The sequence below is a fragment of the Aeromonas sp. SCS5 genome (genome assembly GCF_001887375.1).
Lineage (GTDB): Bacteria > Pseudomonadota > Gammaproteobacteria > Enterobacterales > Aeromonadaceae > Aeromonas > Aeromonas jandaei.
Genome location: NZ_LFCS01000003.1, coordinates 357,321 through 373,290, shown reverse-complemented (window position 1 = coordinate 373,290; position 15,970 = coordinate 357,321). Strand labels below are relative to the sequence as shown.

Annotated in this window: 15 protein-coding genes; 4 read left to right on the top strand and 11 right to left on the bottom strand. The window is 59.1% G+C overall.

Going from position 1 to position 15,970, the window contains the following annotated elements; translation table 11 throughout:
* Positions 1–24 precede the first annotated feature (24 nt).
* A complete protein-coding gene (locus BS300_RS04780; RefSeq protein WP_071911127.1) occupies positions 25–1,089 on the top strand; it encodes a 3-deoxy-7-phosphoheptulonate synthase in 1,065 nt (354 codons plus the stop codon).
* A 404-nt stretch (positions 1,090–1,493) separates the two neighbouring features.
* Here BS300_RS04780 and BS300_RS04775 read toward each other — a convergent pair whose 3' ends face one another.
* The 3 genes from BS300_RS04775 to BS300_RS04765 form a co-directional block, all read right to left on the bottom strand.
* Positions 1,494–2,279, bottom strand: a complete 786-nt coding sequence (locus BS300_RS04775) for an ATP-binding cassette domain-containing protein (protein ID WP_071911124.1) — start codon at positions 2,277–2,279, stop codon at positions 1,494–1,496.
* The gene (gene btuC, locus BS300_RS04770) at positions 2,266–3,273 is read right to left on the bottom strand and encodes a vitamin B12 ABC transporter permease BtuC (protein ID WP_071911123.1); all 1,008 of its coding nucleotides are present in this window, start codon (positions 3,271–3,273) and stop codon (positions 2,266–2,268) included. The genes BS300_RS04775 and btuC overlap by 14 nt, the downstream gene beginning before the upstream one ends.
* 103 nt (positions 3,274–3,376) lie before the next feature.
* On the bottom strand, positions 3,377–4,111 hold the full coding sequence (locus BS300_RS04765) for a transporter substrate-binding domain-containing protein (RefSeq protein ID WP_071911121.1): 735 nt from the start codon (positions 4,109–4,111) through the stop codon (positions 3,377–3,379).
* Between the two features lie 112 nt (positions 4,112–4,223).
* Between BS300_RS04765 and BS300_RS04760 the strand changes: the two genes are divergently transcribed.
* Both BS300_RS04760 and tapW read left to right on the top strand, forming a co-directional pair.
* Positions 4,224–4,580 carry a DMT family protein gene (locus BS300_RS04760; protein WP_005302630.1) on the top strand — a complete coding sequence of 119 codons (357 nt, stop codon included), beginning with the start codon at positions 4,224–4,226 and terminating at the stop codon, positions 4,578–4,580.
* Positions 4,581–4,639: 59 nt separating this feature from the next.
* Positions 4,640–5,779, top strand: coding sequence for a type IVa pilus ATPase TapW (gene tapW / locus BS300_RS04755; protein ID WP_071911119.1), 1,140 nt, complete (start codon positions 4,640–4,642; stop codon positions 5,777–5,779).
* Positions 5,780–5,845: 66 nt separating this feature from the next.
* Here tapW and BS300_RS04750 read toward each other — a convergent pair whose 3' ends face one another.
* Positions 5,846–6,295, bottom strand: a complete 450-nt coding sequence (locus tag BS300_RS04750; protein WP_071911117.1) for an isoprenylcysteine carboxylmethyltransferase family protein — start codon at positions 6,293–6,295, stop codon at positions 5,846–5,848.
* 175 nt (positions 6,296–6,470) lie between these two features.
* Between BS300_RS04750 and alr the strand changes: the two genes are divergently transcribed.
* Complete coding sequence (gene alr, locus BS300_RS04745) at positions 6,471–7,697, top strand: alanine racemase (RefSeq protein ID WP_071911115.1); 1,227 nt, start codon at positions 6,471–6,473, stop codon at positions 7,695–7,697.
* Between the two features lie 56 nt (positions 7,698–7,753).
* On the opposite strand, the gene BS300_RS04740 is transcribed toward alr, so the two are convergent.
* The 7 genes from BS300_RS04740 to BS300_RS04710 all read right to left on the bottom strand — a co-directional run bounded on the left by BS300_RS04740 (position 7,754) and on the right by BS300_RS04710 (position 15,554).
* Complete coding sequence (locus tag BS300_RS04740) at positions 7,754–8,698, bottom strand: TerC family protein (protein WP_041208571.1); 945 nt, start codon at positions 8,696–8,698, stop codon at positions 7,754–7,756.
* A gap of 301 nt (positions 8,699–8,999) precedes the next feature.
* Entirely contained in the window at positions 9,000–9,995 is a 996-nt protein-coding gene (gene oppF, locus BS300_RS04735; RefSeq protein ID WP_071911113.1) for a murein tripeptide/oligopeptide ABC transporter ATP binding protein OppF, read from the bottom strand.
* Entirely contained in the window at positions 9,996–10,976 is a 981-nt protein-coding gene (locus BS300_RS04730; RefSeq protein WP_041208572.1) for an ABC transporter ATP-binding protein, read from the bottom strand.
* A gap of 100 nt (positions 10,977–11,076) precedes the next feature.
* The gene (oppC, locus tag BS300_RS04725; protein ID WP_041208573.1) at positions 11,077–11,988 is read right to left on the bottom strand and encodes an oligopeptide ABC transporter permease OppC; all 912 of its coding nucleotides are present in this window, start codon (positions 11,986–11,988) and stop codon (positions 11,077–11,079) included.
* A 14-nt stretch (positions 11,989–12,002) separates the two neighbouring features.
* Positions 12,003–12,923 (bottom strand): oligopeptide ABC transporter permease OppB, encoded by a 921-nt coding sequence (oppB, locus tag BS300_RS04720; RefSeq protein WP_041208574.1) that lies wholly within the window; start codon positions 12,921–12,923, stop codon positions 12,003–12,005.
* A 96-nt stretch (positions 12,924–13,019) separates the two neighbouring features.
* Entirely contained in the window at positions 13,020–14,639 is a 1,620-nt protein-coding gene (locus BS300_RS04715; RefSeq protein ID WP_042031607.1) for an ABC transporter substrate-binding protein, read from the bottom strand.
* A gap of 279 nt (positions 14,640–14,918) precedes the next feature.
* Positions 14,919–15,554 (bottom strand): YchE family NAAT transporter, encoded by a 636-nt coding sequence (locus BS300_RS04710; RefSeq protein WP_033114327.1) that lies wholly within the window; start codon positions 15,552–15,554, stop codon positions 14,919–14,921.
* Positions 15,555–15,970 lie beyond the last annotated feature (416 nt).

The window sequence follows — 15,970 nt, the reverse complement described above, 5'->3', positions numbered from 1 at the left end:
CCACCCACTCGAGACTTGAGTTGTATGTCCATTCACACAGATGAATTGCGCACCCGTCGCCTGGAGTCACTGATCACTCCGAGCGAGCTTGCCCACGCGTTTCCGATCACCGACACCGTTGCCCAGAATCTGCTGGATGCCCGTCGCGAAGTGGAGGCCATTCTGGCCGGAGAAGATCAGCGCCTGCTGGTCATTGTCGGCCCCTGCTCCATCCACGATCCTGCGGCCGCCCGCGAATATGCCCAGCGCCTCAACGCCCTGCGCGAGCAGTATAAAGAGAGCCTCTGCATCGTGATGCGCACCTATTTCGAGAAGCCGCGCACCATCGTCGGCTGGAAAGGGCTCATCAACGATCCGCGCCTCGATGGCAGCTTCGATGTCAACGAAGGGCTGAAACTTGCGCGCAAGCTGCTGGTCGATATCAATGAGCTCGGCATGCCCACCGCCACCGAGTTCCTCGACATGGTGACCGGCCAGTACATTGCCGACCTCATCACCTGGGGCGCCATCGGCGCGCGTACCACCGAATCCCAGGTACACCGCGAGATGGCCTCCGCCCTCTCCTGCCCGGTCGGCTTCAAGAACGGCACCGACGGCAACACCCGCATCGCCATCGATGCGGTGCGCGCCGCCCGCCACAGCCACATCTTTTACTCCCCGGACAAGGACGGCAAGATGACCATCTACCGCACCGCCGGCAACCCCTTTGGTCATGTGATCCTGCGTGGCGGCCACCGCCCCAACTACGACACCGCCAGCATCGACGAAGCGTGCGAAGCGCTGGCCGATGTGGGCCTGCCGGAGCGGCTGGTAGTCGACTTCAGCCACGGCAACAGCATGAAGGATCACCGTCGCCAGCTGCTGGTGGCGCAAGACATCTGCGATCAGCTGCGCCGCGGCCGCACCGGCATCGCCGGTATCATGGCCGAGAGTTTCCTGGTGGAAGGGCGGCAGGATGTGGAGAACGGCTGCGCCGCCACCTTTGGCCAGAGCATCACCGATGCCTGCCTGTCATGGAACGACACCGAAACCCTGCTGACCATGCTGGCAGAAGCCGCGCAGGTACGCCTGAGCAAGCTGGCGCGCTAACCCGCGTTACCCGAGATACACAAAGGGCCGGATATCCGTGATATCCGGCCCTTCTTTTTTGCCTTGCCAACCTTATCCGTTCGCACAATCCCTCTGGTCAGATCGGGCAACCCGCTCACAGGGGCCGCCACCGCCTGCAAACGGCCGACTCACTGCCAACACGATGGGTATAAATTTAATTTATGGATTTTCCCTACATGACCAAGTTTTTACTTATACCGAGCCATTGACCACTCAGGCTGCTCCCGATTGGTCGCGGCAACCCGGCAGAGAGCAACTTCCGATCAAGGGGATAAATTGGCAACCGGTACAAGGTGGGAAATCGTGAAGCAGGGAGCGGCGACAGGACAATACAGGCAAACAGAGAGTACATGCAGAGGCGCCCTTGTCGGCGCCTCCGTCACTCACAGCGTCGGCATAAACCAGACCCGCCCCGCCGCTTCGATGCGGTCGGTACGGATCTGGAATACCTGCTCCAGCAGCACCTCATCCACCAGCTCGACGCCCCCCTCGCGCACCACGGTGCCCTGTTGCAGACAGAGAATGCGGTCGGCCCAGTCGATGGCCAGATTGATATCGTGGATGGCGAGCACCACCAGCAAGCCCTGCCCGGCCAGGGTTTTCAGCAACCGCAATAGCGCCAGCTGATGATGCAGGTCGAGCCCTGCCAGCGGCTCGTCCAGCAGCAGCACCTTGCCTGCCGGATTGAGGCTCGGCCACACCTGCAACAGGGTGCGGGCAATCAGCACCCGCTGCTGCTCACCTCCCGACAACCGGCTGAAATCCCTCGCCAGCAAGCCATCCAGCTCCAGCGCCTGACACAAGGCGGTGATCGCCTCGTTCTGCCTGCTGGCCGGGGGGGGCTCGGCGAGCCCCAGACTCAGCACCTGAAACACCGGAATATGAAACAGCTGAGGCTGGCGCTGGGGCAACATGGCGCGCCGCTGCGCCAGCTCCGGCCAGCTCAGCTCCGCGACCGGCTCGCCATCGATCTGCACACTCCCGCCAGCCGGCAAGATGCCGGCCAGGGCGCCAAGCAGGGTCGATTTGCCACTGCCGTTGGGGCCGAGCAAAGCCACCAGCTGGCCGCCCTGCCAGCCGATATCGAGGGGGGCGAGCCGGTCGGCGACGGTGAGCCCCTGCGCGGCCAGCAGGGGAAGGCTTGGCCGCAGTTCATCACGAGGTGGCATGGGCATCTTGTCTCAGCAGCAGATAGATAAAGAGCGGCGCACCGACCGAGGCGGTGATGACGCCGATGGGCAGCTCGCCGGCATTCAAGGCGGAGCGTGCCACCAGATCGGCTGCCAGCAGCAGGGCCCCGCCGCCCAGCGCCGAGGCGGGCAGCAAAAAGCGCTGATCGCTGCCGCCACAGAGCCGCAGCAGATGGGGCACCACCAACCCGACAAAACCGATGACGCCGCACAGGGATACCGCCAGTCCGGTGAGCAGGCAGACCGCCAGCACCAGCCGCACCCGCATCCTGTCCACATCCAGCCCCATCAGGCGGGCCTGGATCTCCCCCAGCAGCAACTGTTGCAGCACCTTGCCCTGGCGGCAGAGCCAGAGCAGGGTGAGCGGCAACAGCAGCCACCACCAGCCAAGCTGCTGGCTGCCATAGGAGAGGCTGCCCATCATCCAGAACATGAACTCGCGCAGCGAGCTGTCGTCAGCGAAATAGAGCAGCCAGGTCATGGCGGCATTGGTGAGAATACCGATGGCGACACCAAACAGCAGCAATCTGGCATGGCCGAGCCGGGCGCGGCGCGCCAACCGAATGAGCAGCATGGTCACCAGCAGGGCGCCACCAAAGGCTGCCAGCGACAGCCCCCAGCCGGGCAGATAGACGCCGAGCGCCCTGGCCACCGCCATCGCCACCATGGCGGCCAGTCCGGCTCCGCTCGAGACGCCAAGCAGACCGGGTTCGGCCACCGGGTTGTGCAGCATCACCTGCAGCACGGCGCCGCCACAGGCGAGCGCCGCCCCTGCCAAGAGAGCCAGCAGGGCGCGCGGCAGGCGCAGCTCCAGTAAAATACGCTGCTCAAGCTCCCCCAGCGGCTGCCAGGGCAGCAGCACGAATTCACCCCACGCGAGGGAAAAGATAAAAAGCAGCAGGGTCAGCAGCAAGAGGCCAAGCAGCCAGCGCTGCTGCCAGCGCTGCTGACGCGCAACAAGTGAGAGATACAAGCAGGTTCCCCGCAACGAAAGAGGGTTTCTCCCCCTGGCTGGCCATCTTGGCCGCAGAGGAGAATCAAGAAGGGGAATGATAACAGCGCCGTGCCACCCGAGGTCAAGGCTGATAGGGTCTGGCGATTTGCTGGATCTCGCCGTTAACCACCAGCGTTTGCAGCGCCTGCGCCAACGGCAACTTGAGATCCTGATAGGGCGAGCGTTTGCTCATCCCGAGATACAGGGTGATGGGACGGGCTGGCCGGTAAGGGGCTTTGGCCAGGGCAAGGGCCGGTTCGCGGCTCAGGGCGTAATCAACCTGACAGTCGGTGCCAATCATCAGCGGCAGGTGGCCGCGCTGCACCATCCGCAGCAGCTGATCCTCGGTAGCGACCCCGTGCTTGTCGAGCCGGATGTCGCAGTCGAACGGTTCAAAGTAGGCGGAGTTGAGCACGAATCCCACCTTGACGCCCAGCAGGTGACTGTATTGATCGAGCCGGGCCACCTGCTCGCGCTTGCCATAGAAGGCGGGCCAGCACTGGTAGTAGGCCGGTTGCAAATAATCGATAAATTGTGCCCGCTCCGGGGTATGAGCTAGCCCAATCATCAGATCGACCTGTCCGGTCTGCATCTGCTTGAGCGCCCGCCCCCAGGGCATCCGTTTCACCTGCAGCCGGATGCCGCTCTCCTGCTCCAGCCGGTGCAGGATCTCGATATCGATCCCCTGCAGCTGACCATCTGGCTGCAAAATGCGAAAGGGGGGCCAGACATCGGTCGCGACCGTCAGCGTCGGCATCGCATTGACCCACCCTGTGGCAAACAACAGTAACAGCACAATCCTGTATAACTTGCCCATTCCGCACCAACCTCGCACGGCTCATCCTGATTGCTTAAAAATACCCTGCCCCGCCGCGTATGAAAACTATCGGTTCAGGGATAAAATGCGCCGAATTTGCGAGGAGAACCCAATGAACCCGATTTTCACCAGTATCGGTCTGCTGCTGTGCAGCAACGTCTTCATGACCTTCGCCTGGTACGCCCACCTCAAGAGCATGAATCACAAACCCTGGATCATCGCCGCCCTGGTGAGCTGGGGTATCGCCCTGTTCGAATACCTGCTGCAGGTGCCCGCCAACCGCATCGGCCATACCGTGCTCTCTGTGGGACAGCTCAAGATCCTGCAGGAGGTGATCACCCTCACCGTGTTTGTCCCCTTCTCCATCTTCTATCTGAAAGAAGACCTGAAATGGGACTACCTGTGGGCTGGGCTCTGTATTCTGGGCGCCGTCTTTTTTGTCTTCCGCGAGAAACTGACCGGCGCCTGACGCTGTACACTCAAGGACATTCGAAGTAATGGCATCTGCTTGATAGACGAGGCAAAACCATGGAATTGCGAGACATGTTACAGACCCTGGCCAAACAGGATGGCTCCGACCTCTATCTGTCGACCGGCGCCCCCCCCTGCGCCAAATTCAACGGGGTACTGCGCCCCCTGAATGAGACACCGCTCAACCCGGGCGATGTGGCGGCCATTGCCGAGGCCATCATGGACAAGGAGCAGAAGGAGCAGTTCGAGCGGGAGCTGGAGATGAACCTCGCCATCTCGCTGCCGCAGATCGGTCGTTTCCGGATCAACATCTTCAAGCAGCGCAACGAAGTGTCGCTGGTAGCGCGCAACATCAAGACCGAGATCCCCCGCTTCGAAGATCTGAAACTGCCCCCCGTGCTGCTCGACACCATCATGGAGAAGCGCGGACTGGTGCTATTCGTTGGCGGTACCGGCTCGGGTAAATCGACCTCGCTGGCCGCCCTCATCGACCATCGCAACCGCAATAGCGGCGGCCACATCATCACCATCGAAGATCCGGTGGAGTTCGTCCATCGCCACCGCAAGAGCATCATCAACCAGCGGGAAGTTGGCGTGGATACCCGCAGCTTCCACGCCGCCCTGAAAAACACCCTGCGTCAGGCGCCGGACGTCATCCTTATCGGGGAAATTCGCGACCGCGAGACCATGGAGCATGCACTGGCCTTCTCCGAAACCGGCCACCTCGCCATCTCCACCCTGCACGCCAACAACGCCAACCAGGCGCTGGACCGCATCATCAACTTCTTCCCGGAAGAGCGCCGCCCCCAGCTGCTCAACGACCTTGGCAACAACCTCAAGGCGTTTGTCTCCCAGCGGCTGGTGAAGACCACCGATGGCGGCCGCCGGGCCGCGGTAGAGATCATGCTGGGCACCCACACCATCCGCGACATGATCAAGCGCGGCGAGTTTGGCGGCCTCAAGGAGGTGATGGAAAAATCCAAGGCCCTCGGCATGGTCACTTTCGACAGCGCCCTGTTCGACTTGGTGGTGGAGGGAGTGATCGACGAGGAGGAGGCGGTGAAGAACGCCGACTCGGCCAACAACCTGCGCCTCAAGATCAAGCTATGGAAGGAGAAGGGCCAGATCGCCAGCAGCAGCGATGCTACCGGCTGGAGCCTCGAACCAACCAAGGACGACAAGGGCGACCATTTCTAACCCCGTTTATCTGCCGGCAACGCTTCCGCTGCGCCGGCAATCCCTCCCCTCAATCTGCTCACCGCCTTAACACCAGCGCCGCACCTGCTGGCAATAGCGAGCATACTCTTCGCCGAACCGGGCACTGAGCAGCCGCTCCTCCGGCATGATCTGGAAACGGGTCAACCAGAGCGCCAGCAGTGCTGGGCCAGCCCAGACCCAGACTCCCCCGAGATAGCAGCCCCAGGCGGCCAGCCAGCAGAACAGCCCCAGATACATGGGATTGCGGCTGATGCGATAAACGCCACCGGTAACCAGATGACGGGTTTCATGCGGCCGGGTGGGACTGACGGTGGTCTTGTGATGCCTGAAGCGAAACAGGGCGCCAAAGCCCATGATGGCCCCCGCAACAAACAAAAGGGCGATGAGGCCCCACATCCCCATTCCGGGGGGTGTCTCTCCCCTGACCCACCACATGGCGGCGGCACAGCAGACAAACACCAGTGGCGGTGGCAGGCGCAACTCCAGATTGACCATTTTTTTCCCCTGAAAAGTGTCGGAACAACCACGCCTGCGGTAGACTCAATCGCTTGTCCAAGTCTGCCGAGAGTGACAAAGATCATAATAATAACAACAAGTTGACGTTGAGCTACAGCCAATGTGGCCAACTCGACCCACACTATCCTCACGCGAACAACAAAAAGGAACCACCATGCACAAGAAAACCCTGCTGGCCACCCTGACCCTCGGCCTGCTGGCCGGGCAAGCGGTTGCTGCCCCCTACCTGCCGCTGGCCAGCGATCACCGCAACGGCGAAGTCCAGACCGCCAGCAATGCCTGGCTGGAAGTCGATCTCGGCGCCTTCGAGCACAATATCCAGACCCTCAAGGATCGCCTCGGTGACAAAGGGCCGAAGATCTGCGCCATCATGAAGGCGGATGCCTATGGCCACGGTATCGATCTGCTGGTTCCCTCGGTGGTGAAAGCGGGTATCCCCTGCATCGGTATCGCCAGCAATGAAGAAGCTCGTGTCGCCCGCGAGAAGGGCTTCACCGGTCGTCTGATGCGGGTGCGTGCTGCCACCCCGGATGAAGTAGAGCAGGCCCTGCCCTACAAGATGGAGGAGCTGATCGGCAGTCTGGTGAGTGCCCAGGGCATCGCCGATATCGCCCAGCGCCACCACACCACCATTCCGGTGCATATCGCCCTCAACTCCGCCGGCATGAGCCGCAACGGCATCGATCTGCGGCTGGCCGACTCCAAGCAGGATGCACTGGCCATGCTCAAGCTCAAGGGGATCACCCCGGTCGGCATCATGACCCACTTCCCGGTGGAGGAGAAAGAGGACGTCAAGATGGGCCTGGCCCAGTTCAAGCTGGACTCCCAGTGGCTGCTGGAAGCAGGCAAGCTGGATCGCAGCAAGATCACCATCCACGCCGCCAACTCTTTCGCAACACTTGAAGTACCGGATGCCTACTTTGACATGGTGCGCCCGGGTGGCCTGCTCTACGGTGACTCCATCCCCTCCTACACCGAGTACAAGCGGGTGATGGCGTTCAAGACCCAGGTCGCCTCCGTCAACCACTACCCAGCCGGCAACACCGTCGGTTATGACCGCACCTTTACCCTCAAGCGCGACTCTTGGCTTGCCAACCTGCCGCTGGGCTACTCCGACGGCTATCGCCGCTCCCTGAGCAACAAGGCCTATGTGCTGATCCAGGGCCAGAAGGTGCCGGTGGTCGGCAAGACCTCCATGAACACCATCATGGTGGATGTGACCGACCTGAAAGGGGTGAAACCCGGTGACGAGGTGGTGCTGTTTGGTCGTCAGGGAAGTGCCGAGGTGAAACAGGCGGAGCTGGAGGAGTATAACGGCGCCCTGCTGGCGGACATGTACACCATCTGGGGCTACACCAACCCCAAGAAGATCAAGCGCTAAGCAGATCTCTGCCATGAAAAAGGGCTCCCACGGGAGCCCTTTTGCTTGTTTGCCAATTATGCCGTTTTCTTGCGGGTCACCCAGAGGCTCAGCCCCATGGAGGCCAGCAGGATCAGCGCGACCACGCCCAGTGCGATGCCGGTCGGGATCTTGAAGATATCCAGCAGTAGCATCTTGACCCCGATAAACATCAGGATCAGCGCCAGGCCGTATTTGAGCAGGGCAAAACGCTCGGCCACTCCCGCCAGCAGGAAGTACATGGCACGCAGACCCATGATGGCGAAGATGTTGGAAGTGAGCACGATAAAGGGATCCGTGGTCACCGCGAAGATGGCCGGAATGCTGTCTACCGCAAAGATAAGGTCGCTCACCTCTACCAGCACCAGGATCAGCAGCAACGGGGTGGCATAGCGCACACCGTCACGCCAGACGAAGAAGTTCTCCCCCTCCAGCGTCTCGGTCACCTTGAAGCGACGACGCATCCAGCCCAGCAGCGGGTTGTTGGCCAGATCCGGCTCCTTGTCGGCTGCCCACAGCATCTTGGCACCGGTTAGCAGCAGGAAGGCGCCGAACAGGTAGAGGATCCAGTGGAACTGCTCGATGAGCCAGCTGCCGGCGAACACCATACCGGCCCGCATCACGATGGCACCCAGTACCCCGTACAGCAGCACCCGCCGCTGCAGCTCGGCCGGAATGGCAAAGTAACCGAACAGCATCAGCCAGACGAAGACGTTGTCCACCGCCAGCGCCTTCTCAATGAGGTAGCCGGTGAGGAACTCCAGCCCCTTCTGGTTGGCAATTTCACGGCCTGCGCTGTGATCCAGCCAGAGCCAGATGGCCAGGTTGAAGAGCAGCGCCACGCTGACCCAGATAAGGGACCAGATGCCTGCCTCTTTGAGCGACACCTTGTGGGATTTACCGCCACCGACAAAGCGTATGTCAATCCATAACAGGACCAGCACTATGCTGAAGAAACCGGTCCACATCCACCATTCACCCATATTCACTTCTCCCAAAAACGACAAAACCCACGACCGAGAGGCGTGGGTTTGCGTTTGGAGCAGATACACCTTGCCTCTCGGCAAGGTCTCACTTACAGCCAATTTTCATCGACTGCCCGGCTGCCGGGTGCACTGCAGGAAATGGGTGCACCGTAATGACGACAAACCGGCGAGAAGTTACTCCCCTTGTTGCGCGGATATTAACAGCGGTAAAAGATAACGCCAAGAGGCATCTTCACCCTTAACGCAAAAAAACGGGGCGCTGTATGAGCGCCCCGTTTTTCCGTTGCGACCGGCGCAATCAGAGCGGATCTACTTTGAGGCAGGAGACGGCGTGATCGAAGTTCCCCTCCAGCACAGGGCGGGTCTTGGCGCACTCGGGGCCCGCCACCGGGCAGCGGGTGCGGAACACGCAGCCTGACGGCGGATTCATCGGCGATGGCAAGTCCCCTTCCAGGATCTGGATCACCTTGTTGCGCTCCAGTTCCGGATCCGGGATCGGCACCGCCGACATCAGCGCCTTGGTGTAGGGGTGCAGCGGATTGGCAAAGATCTCCTTGCGGGTCCCCAGCTCAACGGCGTTGCCCAGATACATCACCAGCACCCGATCGGAGATATGTTTGACCACCGACAGGTCGTGGGCGATGAAGATAAGCGACAGCCCCATCTCCTTTTGCAGCGACTTGAGCAGGTTGACCACCTGCGCCTGGATAGAGACGTCGAGCGCCGACACCGGCTCATCGCAGATGATCATCTTGGGCTCGAGGATCAGCGCCCTGGCGATACCAATCCGCTGGCACTGGCCGCCAGAAAACTCGTGCGGGTAGCGGTTGACCAGGTTGGGCAAGAGCCCCACCTTGCTCATCATGGCGCGCACCTTCTCCTTCACCTCTTCCCGTGGCAGGTTGGGATAGAAGGTGATGAGCGGCTCGGCAATGATGTCGCCGATGGTCATGCGCGGGTTCAGAGAGGCCAGCGGATCCTGGAAAATCATCTGGATCTCTTTGCGCTTCTCACGCAGGGCATTCTGGTCGAGCTTGGTAAGATCATCACCCAGCCACACCACCTTGCCCGCAGTCGTCGGCACCAGACCGATGATGGCGCGGGCGAAGGTGGACTTGCCGCAACCGGACTCACCCACTACCCCGAGGGTTTCCCCTTCGTAGAGTCGCAGAGTAACACCATCGACCGCCTTCAAATCGGATGGCTTGGCCCATGGCCACGCCTTGCCACTCTTGATACTGAAGTGCACCTTGAGGTCAGACACTTCCAACAGCAATTTCTTCTCGGCACCCATTTAGTTGGCCCCCTTGTTCATGGCATCCGATACCCAGTGGCAGGCGCGCTCCCGGCCGTCGTTGAACGGCGTCAGGATTGGCGACTGCTGGCCGCAAATCTCGCTCACCCGGTGGCAACGCTCCTGGAAGGGGCAGCCGGTGGGCAGACGCAGCAGGTTGGGCGGATTGCCCGGGATGGTGGGCAGCACTTCCCCTTCGGTATCGAGACGGGGAATGGCGCGCAGCAAACCTTCGGTATAGGGGTGGCTCGGGCGATAGAAGATATCGTCCACCTTGCCGTACTCCATGGTACGACCGGCATACATCACCAGCACCTTGTTGCAGATACCGGCGACCACGCCAAGGTCATGGGTGATCATGATGATGGCGGTGTTGAACTCGCGCTTGAGCTCGTTCATCAGGGTCATGATTTGGGCCTGCACAGTCACGTCGAGCGCGGTGGTCGGCTCATCGGCGATCAGCAGTTGCGGCCGGCAGAGCAGTGCCATGGCGATCATCACCCGCTGGCGCATACCGCCGGAGAACTCGTGAGGATACATCCCCATCCGCTTGCGCGCTTCGGGGATCTTCACCGCATCCAGCATCCGCACCGACTCCTCGAACGCCGCCGCCTTGTTCATCCCCTTGTGCAACATCAGCACTTCCATCAGCTGATCCTGCACCTTCATGTAGGGGTTAAGCGAGGTCATGGGGTCCTGGAAGATCATAGCGATCTTCTCGGAGCGGATCTTGTTGAGCTTGGACTCGGGGAGGTTGAGGATCTCTTCGCCCTGAAATTTGGCGGAACCGGTGATCACGCCGTTCTTGGCCAGCAAGCCCATGATGGCAAACGCGGTCTGGGATTTGCCGGAGCCGGACTCGCCGACGATCCCCAGAGTTTCACCGGCGGAGAGGGAGAAGTTGAGGTCGTTGACCGCCACCACATTGCCGTCCGGGGTCTTGAACTCGACCCGCAGATCTTTTACATCCAGTAATTTCATAAAAACTCCTTATCGATCTTTCGTGACGTTTTCCTGTCGATCCGATTCGCTGTCAGCGCTGGGTGGCCGCGCTCTTGCGGGCAGCCACTTGCCACCTTGATTAGCGATCCTTCGGATCGAGGGCGTCACGCAGACCATCCCCGAGGAAGTTGAAACAGAACAGGGTCACCACCATGAAACCGGCGGGGAACAGGAGTTGCCAGATGGCCACTTCCATCGACTTGGAGCCTTCATCCAGCAGAGCACCCCAGCTGGTCATGGGCTCTTGTACGCCCAGGCCAAGGAAGCTCAGGAAGGATTCGAACATGATCATCCCGGGCACCAGCAGGGTGGCGTAGACCGCCACAATCCCCAGCACGTTGGGTACGATGTGACGGGTGATGATCTTCCACTTGGAGACACCGCAGACGTGGGCCGCCTCAATGAACTCCTTGCTCTTGAGGCTCAGGGTCTGGCCGCGCACGATCCGCGCCATGTCGAGCCAGCTTACCGCCCCGATGGCGATAAAGATGAGCGCCAGATTGCGGCCAAAGAAGGTGACCAGCATGATGACGAAGAACATGAAGGGGAAGGCGTTGAGGATCTCCAGTACCCGCATCATCAGGCTGTCGACCCGACCGCCGATAAAACCGGAGGCGGCGCCATAGAGGGTGCCGATAATGACCGCCACCATGGCCCCCATGATGCCGACCATCAGGGAGATGCGGCCACCCAAGAGGGTACGCACAAAGAGATCGCGGCCCAGACTGTCGGTACCGAAGTAGTGACCCGCTTCGATGTCCGGCGCACTCTGCATGGCACCCCAGTCGGGATCGTCAAAGGTGTACTGGGAGAGGTGCGGCCCGACAATGACCGCCAGACCGATGATGGTCAGGATGATCAGGCTGGTGAGCGCCGCCTTGTTGCGCAGGAAACGGCGACGGGCATCCTTCCACAGGGAACGCCCCTCCACCACTTCCACTTTCTGCGCGAATGCCTCGACGGCTTCGCGTTTTTCTGTTGAAACAACCATGATGCACTCCCGAATTAGTAACGGATCTTGGGATCGATAAAGGCGTAGAGAATATCGACCACAGCGTTAAAGGTGATGGTGAGGGCGCCGACCAGAATGGTCAGGCCGAGCACCATGGAGTAATCACGGTTAAGGGCACCGTTAACGAACAGCTGACCGATCCCCGGCAGACCGAAGATGGTTTCGATCACTACGGAACCGGTGATGATGCCGACAAAGGCCGGGCCAAGATAGGAGACCACCGGCAGCATGGCCGGGCGCAGCGCGTGCTTCAGGATGATATGGCGCAGCGGCAGTCCCTTGGCTCGGGCGGTACGGATGAAGTTGGAGTTCATGGTCTCAATCATGCTGCCCCGCATGATCCGCGAGATGGCGGAGATGTAGTACATCATCATGCCAAACACCGGCAGCACCATAAACTGTACGCCACCACCCTGCCAGCCACCGGCCGGCAACCAGCCAAGATGGATACTGAAGATAAGCACCAGCAAGGGCGCCAGCACAAAGCCCGGGATCACCACCCCGGCCATGGCCGACGACATCAGCAAATAGTCGATGATCGAGTTCTGTTTCAGCGCCGCTATGGTGCCGAAAGTGACCCCCAGCGTGACGGCAAAAATAAAGGCGAAGGTACCGATCTTGGCGGAAACCGGCAGCGCCTGGCTCACCAGATCGTTGACGGTGAAGTCCTTGTACTTGAAGGAGGGACCGAGGTCACCCTGCACAAGGTTGCCCAGATAGGTGAGATATTGCATCCCGATCGGCTTGTCGAGGCCATATTTGGCTTCGATGTTGGCCATTACTTCGGGGGGGAGCGAGCGCTCGCTGCTAAAGGGGTTACCCGGGGCGAAACGCATCATGAAGAAGGAGACGGTGATCAAGACCAGCAGAGTCGGGATCGCTTCCAGTAGACGTTTAAAAATGAATTTCAACATAGACAATTCCTGTCCTGTACTGCTTCCAAAGGGTCGCGGTTGTAATAAAGGCCCGCCGTCTGGCGGGCCTGCTTGTTATGCGACTTGTAACGAAAATCAGTGAGCGATGATGTACATGTCTTTGCTGTAGAGGTTATCCAGCGGGTTGGCCGGGTAGCCGCCTACATAGGGTTTCACCATACGGGCAGTCACGTACTGGTAGATGGGGGCAATCGGCATGTCCTTGGCCAGGATCTCTTCAGCCTGGACGTAGAGCTTGTTGCGGGCAGCCACATCAACCTGATCGCGAGAGGAGTCCATCAGCTTGTCAAACTCCGGATTGGAGTACTTGCCGTCGTTGTTGCCGTGGGTGGTCTGCATCAGATCCAGCATGGAAGAGGCTTCGTTGTAGTCGGCAATCCAGCCGGCACGACCCACATCAAACTGACCCTGCTTCTTGGTCTCCAGATAGGTTTTCCACTCCTGGTTGACCAGGCTTACCTGCACGCCCAGCTTCTTCCACATAGAGGCAACGGCGACCGCTACTTTCTTGTGGTTGTCGTCGGTGTTGTAGAGCAGCTCGAACTTCAGCGGCTTGCTGGCATCGAAACCGGCCTCTTTCAGCAGCTCTTTCGCCTTGGCATCGCGCTCGGCCTGGGTCATCTTCGACCATTCCGGAGCCACCGGCTTGAAGCCATCCACAAAATCCGGCACCAGGGTGTAACCCGGAGTCTGGCCCTGACCCATCACCTTGTCGGCGATCACGTTACGATCGATGGCATAGGAGAGCGCAGTACGCACGCGTACGTCATCAAACGGCTTCTTCTTGAAGTTGTACTGGTAGTAGTAGGTACCAACGTAGCCAGTCACCTTCAGCTCATCCGGCTTCTCTTTCTTCATCTGCTTGAAGCGCTCGATGGGCATCTGGTAAGTCATGTCCACTTCGCCGGCCAGATAGCGGTTCAGATCGGAGTTGGTGGACTGGATCGGCAGATAGGTCACCTTCTCGATCACAGTCTTGGCGTTGTTCCAGTAGTTGGGGTTACGCACCACATCAACCCGCTCGTTCACGACCCAATCCTTCAGCTGATAGGCACCGTTGGATACCATGTTGCCGGGCTGGGTCCACTTGTCACCAAACTTCTCGATCACCTTCTTGGGTACCGGGTAGGTGGTGGTGTGGGAGAGCATGCTGACAAAATAAGGAATGGCTTTCTCGAGCTGCACCTCGAAGGTGTAGTCGTCCACCGCTTTCACGCCCAGAGTGTCGGCAGGTTTCTTGCCGGCAATAATCTCGGAAGCGTTGATGATGGTCGGGATCTCCAGATACCAGGAGTAAGGAGAGGCGGTTTTCGGATCGACTGCGCGTTTGAAGGCAAATTCGAAGTCGTGGGCAGTGACCGGATCACCGTTGGACCACTTGGCATCTTTACGCAGATGGAAGATGTAGTGTTTGTTGTCCTTGGTTTCCCAGGATTCGGCTACCGCAGGCAGGATCTCGCCTTTGGGACCGGAGGCAACGAGACCTTCAAACAGGTCGCGCAGGATATTGGATTCGACCGTTCCTTCGGTCTTGTGCGGGTCAAGGGTCGCGGGCTCGGAGCCGTTGCCTTTTACCAGCTGCTGAACATCAGCCAGCTTGGTTCCCGCCGGGACATCGGCAGCTTGTGCCATATTGATGCCACCAAACAGTGCAGCCATCAGCAATGTGTTAATAATTGTTTTTTTATGAGTCATTTCCATACTCCAACAAGAACATTCCATGCGTTCATTTAAGTGGCGGGCATTGACCCCGCTCCCAGCATAATTCCCTGCCAATTCCGATATTGCAATAGATATTGTCAGGACAATCATTACTTTCCGGTCAAAAAACCAGCTGCCAGCCTGTTTTTCAGAATGAAAATGCCAACGACATGTTCATTTTTTAAACAAGCGTCCGATTCTAAAAAACGGTGTCCAAAAAGCAACCAATAAAAAGCCGGTCACGAGGACCGGCTTTCATAAAACAGACCTGGCTCACATCAGGCTGGGGAAGACACCCTTGATACCCGCCACCATGATCTCGATACCGAGCGACATCATGATAAGACCCATAATACGGGTCACCACGTTGATACCGGTATTGCCCATGATTTTGAACAGCAGCGGGGCGGCGCGGAAGATTAGCCAGGAGCAGAAGGAGAAGACAACGACAACAACCGACATGCCGAGCAACTGCTGCCAATGGCTCTGGCTGGCATAGACGATGACCGAGGAGATGGCGCCCGGGCCTGCCATCAATGGCAGAGCCAACGGTACCACGGCGATCGATTCACGCACCGCCAGTTCGCCTTTCTCCTGTTTGTTGTGCTTCACCTCGCCCAGCTTGCCCTGCAGCATCGACCAGGCGATCAGGGTAATCAGCGAGCCACCGGCGATACGGAACGATGCCAGCGAGATGCCGAAACCATCGAGGATCAGCTGTCCCATATACATGGAGACCAGCAGGATGATCATCACCGCGATATTGGCGGTGGTGTTGGTCTTCATCCGTTCAGCCTGGGTGTAATGGCTGGTCAGGCTGACAAAAACCGGCAGCAGACCCAGGGGGTTGATGATTGCGAACAAACCGACAAAAAACTTCAGATACAAAGAGACGTCAATTGCTGCCATAGGCGCCTTCCAAACGTGTGCAGGGCCCATCGGGCCAGTCCATTAATTTCGCGCGTAAATTTACATCATCCCCAGAGCGGGCACCAATCAAATAATCTCACCATTTACAGGGTTTTTTAGTTAGTTTCGCTAATGCATGGTCGCAACGTGGCATAAACCGGTGCCAACTTGCGCAAAAGGGCTCGATTGCCACCCAACACTTGTCTATGCGCCCATATCCTGGCTTATCGTCTTTGCTGCGATGGCAAAGATGGCATCGAACGGCCAGCAGCCATGCCCCAAAGATCGCTGTCACAGCCATCAATTGGATTAGTCATGGATTAAAACAACATGCAATTTCGTAACAAATAGGGTTTCAGGAGAGGTTGGATGGTGACTTCGTAACCACAACATTCATGTTTTATAACCTGAAGTGC

Coding starts and splice junctions, on each gene's coding strand:
- BS300_RS04780 (WP_071911127.1), top strand. CDS start 25: ATGTCCATTCACACAGATGAATTGCGCACCCGTCGCCTGGAGTCACTG.
- BS300_RS04775 (WP_071911124.1), bottom strand. CDS start 2,279: ATGCCACCTCGTGATGAACTGCGGCCAAGCCTTCCCCTGCTGGCCGCG.
- BS300_RS04765 (WP_071911121.1), bottom strand. CDS start 4,111: ATGGGCAAGTTATACAGGATTGTGCTGTTACTGTTGTTTGCCACAGGG.
- BS300_RS04760 (WP_005302630.1), top strand. CDS start 4,224: ATGAACCCGATTTTCACCAGTATCGGTCTGCTGCTGTGCAGCAACGTC.
- tapW (WP_071911119.1), top strand. CDS start 4,640: ATGGAATTGCGAGACATGTTACAGACCCTGGCCAAACAGGATGGCTCC.
- BS300_RS04750 (WP_071911117.1), bottom strand. CDS start 6,295: ATGGTCAATCTGGAGTTGCGCCTGCCACCGCCACTGGTGTTTGTCTGC.
- alr (WP_071911115.1), top strand. CDS start 6,471: ATGCACAAGAAAACCCTGCTGGCCACCCTGACCCTCGGCCTGCTGGCC.
- BS300_RS04740 (WP_041208571.1), bottom strand. CDS start 8,698: ATGGGTGAATGGTGGATGTGGACCGGTTTCTTCAGCATAGTGCTGGTC.
- oppF (WP_071911113.1), bottom strand. CDS start 9,995: ATGGGTGCCGAGAAGAAATTGCTGTTGGAAGTGTCTGACCTCAAGGTG.
- BS300_RS04730 (WP_041208572.1), bottom strand. CDS start 10,976: ATGAAATTACTGGATGTAAAAGATCTGCGGGTCGAGTTCAAGACCCCG.
- oppC (WP_041208573.1), bottom strand. CDS start 11,988: ATGGTTGTTTCAACAGAAAAACGCGAAGCCGTCGAGGCATTCGCGCAG.
- oppB (WP_041208574.1), bottom strand. CDS start 12,923: ATGTTGAAATTCATTTTTAAACGTCTACTGGAAGCGATCCCGACTCTG.
- BS300_RS04715 (WP_042031607.1), bottom strand. CDS start 14,639: ATGACTCATAAAAAAACAATTATTAACACATTGCTGATGGCTGCACTG.
- BS300_RS04710 (WP_033114327.1), bottom strand. CDS start 15,554: ATGGCAGCAATTGACGTCTCTTTGTATCTGAAGTTTTTTGTCGGTTTG.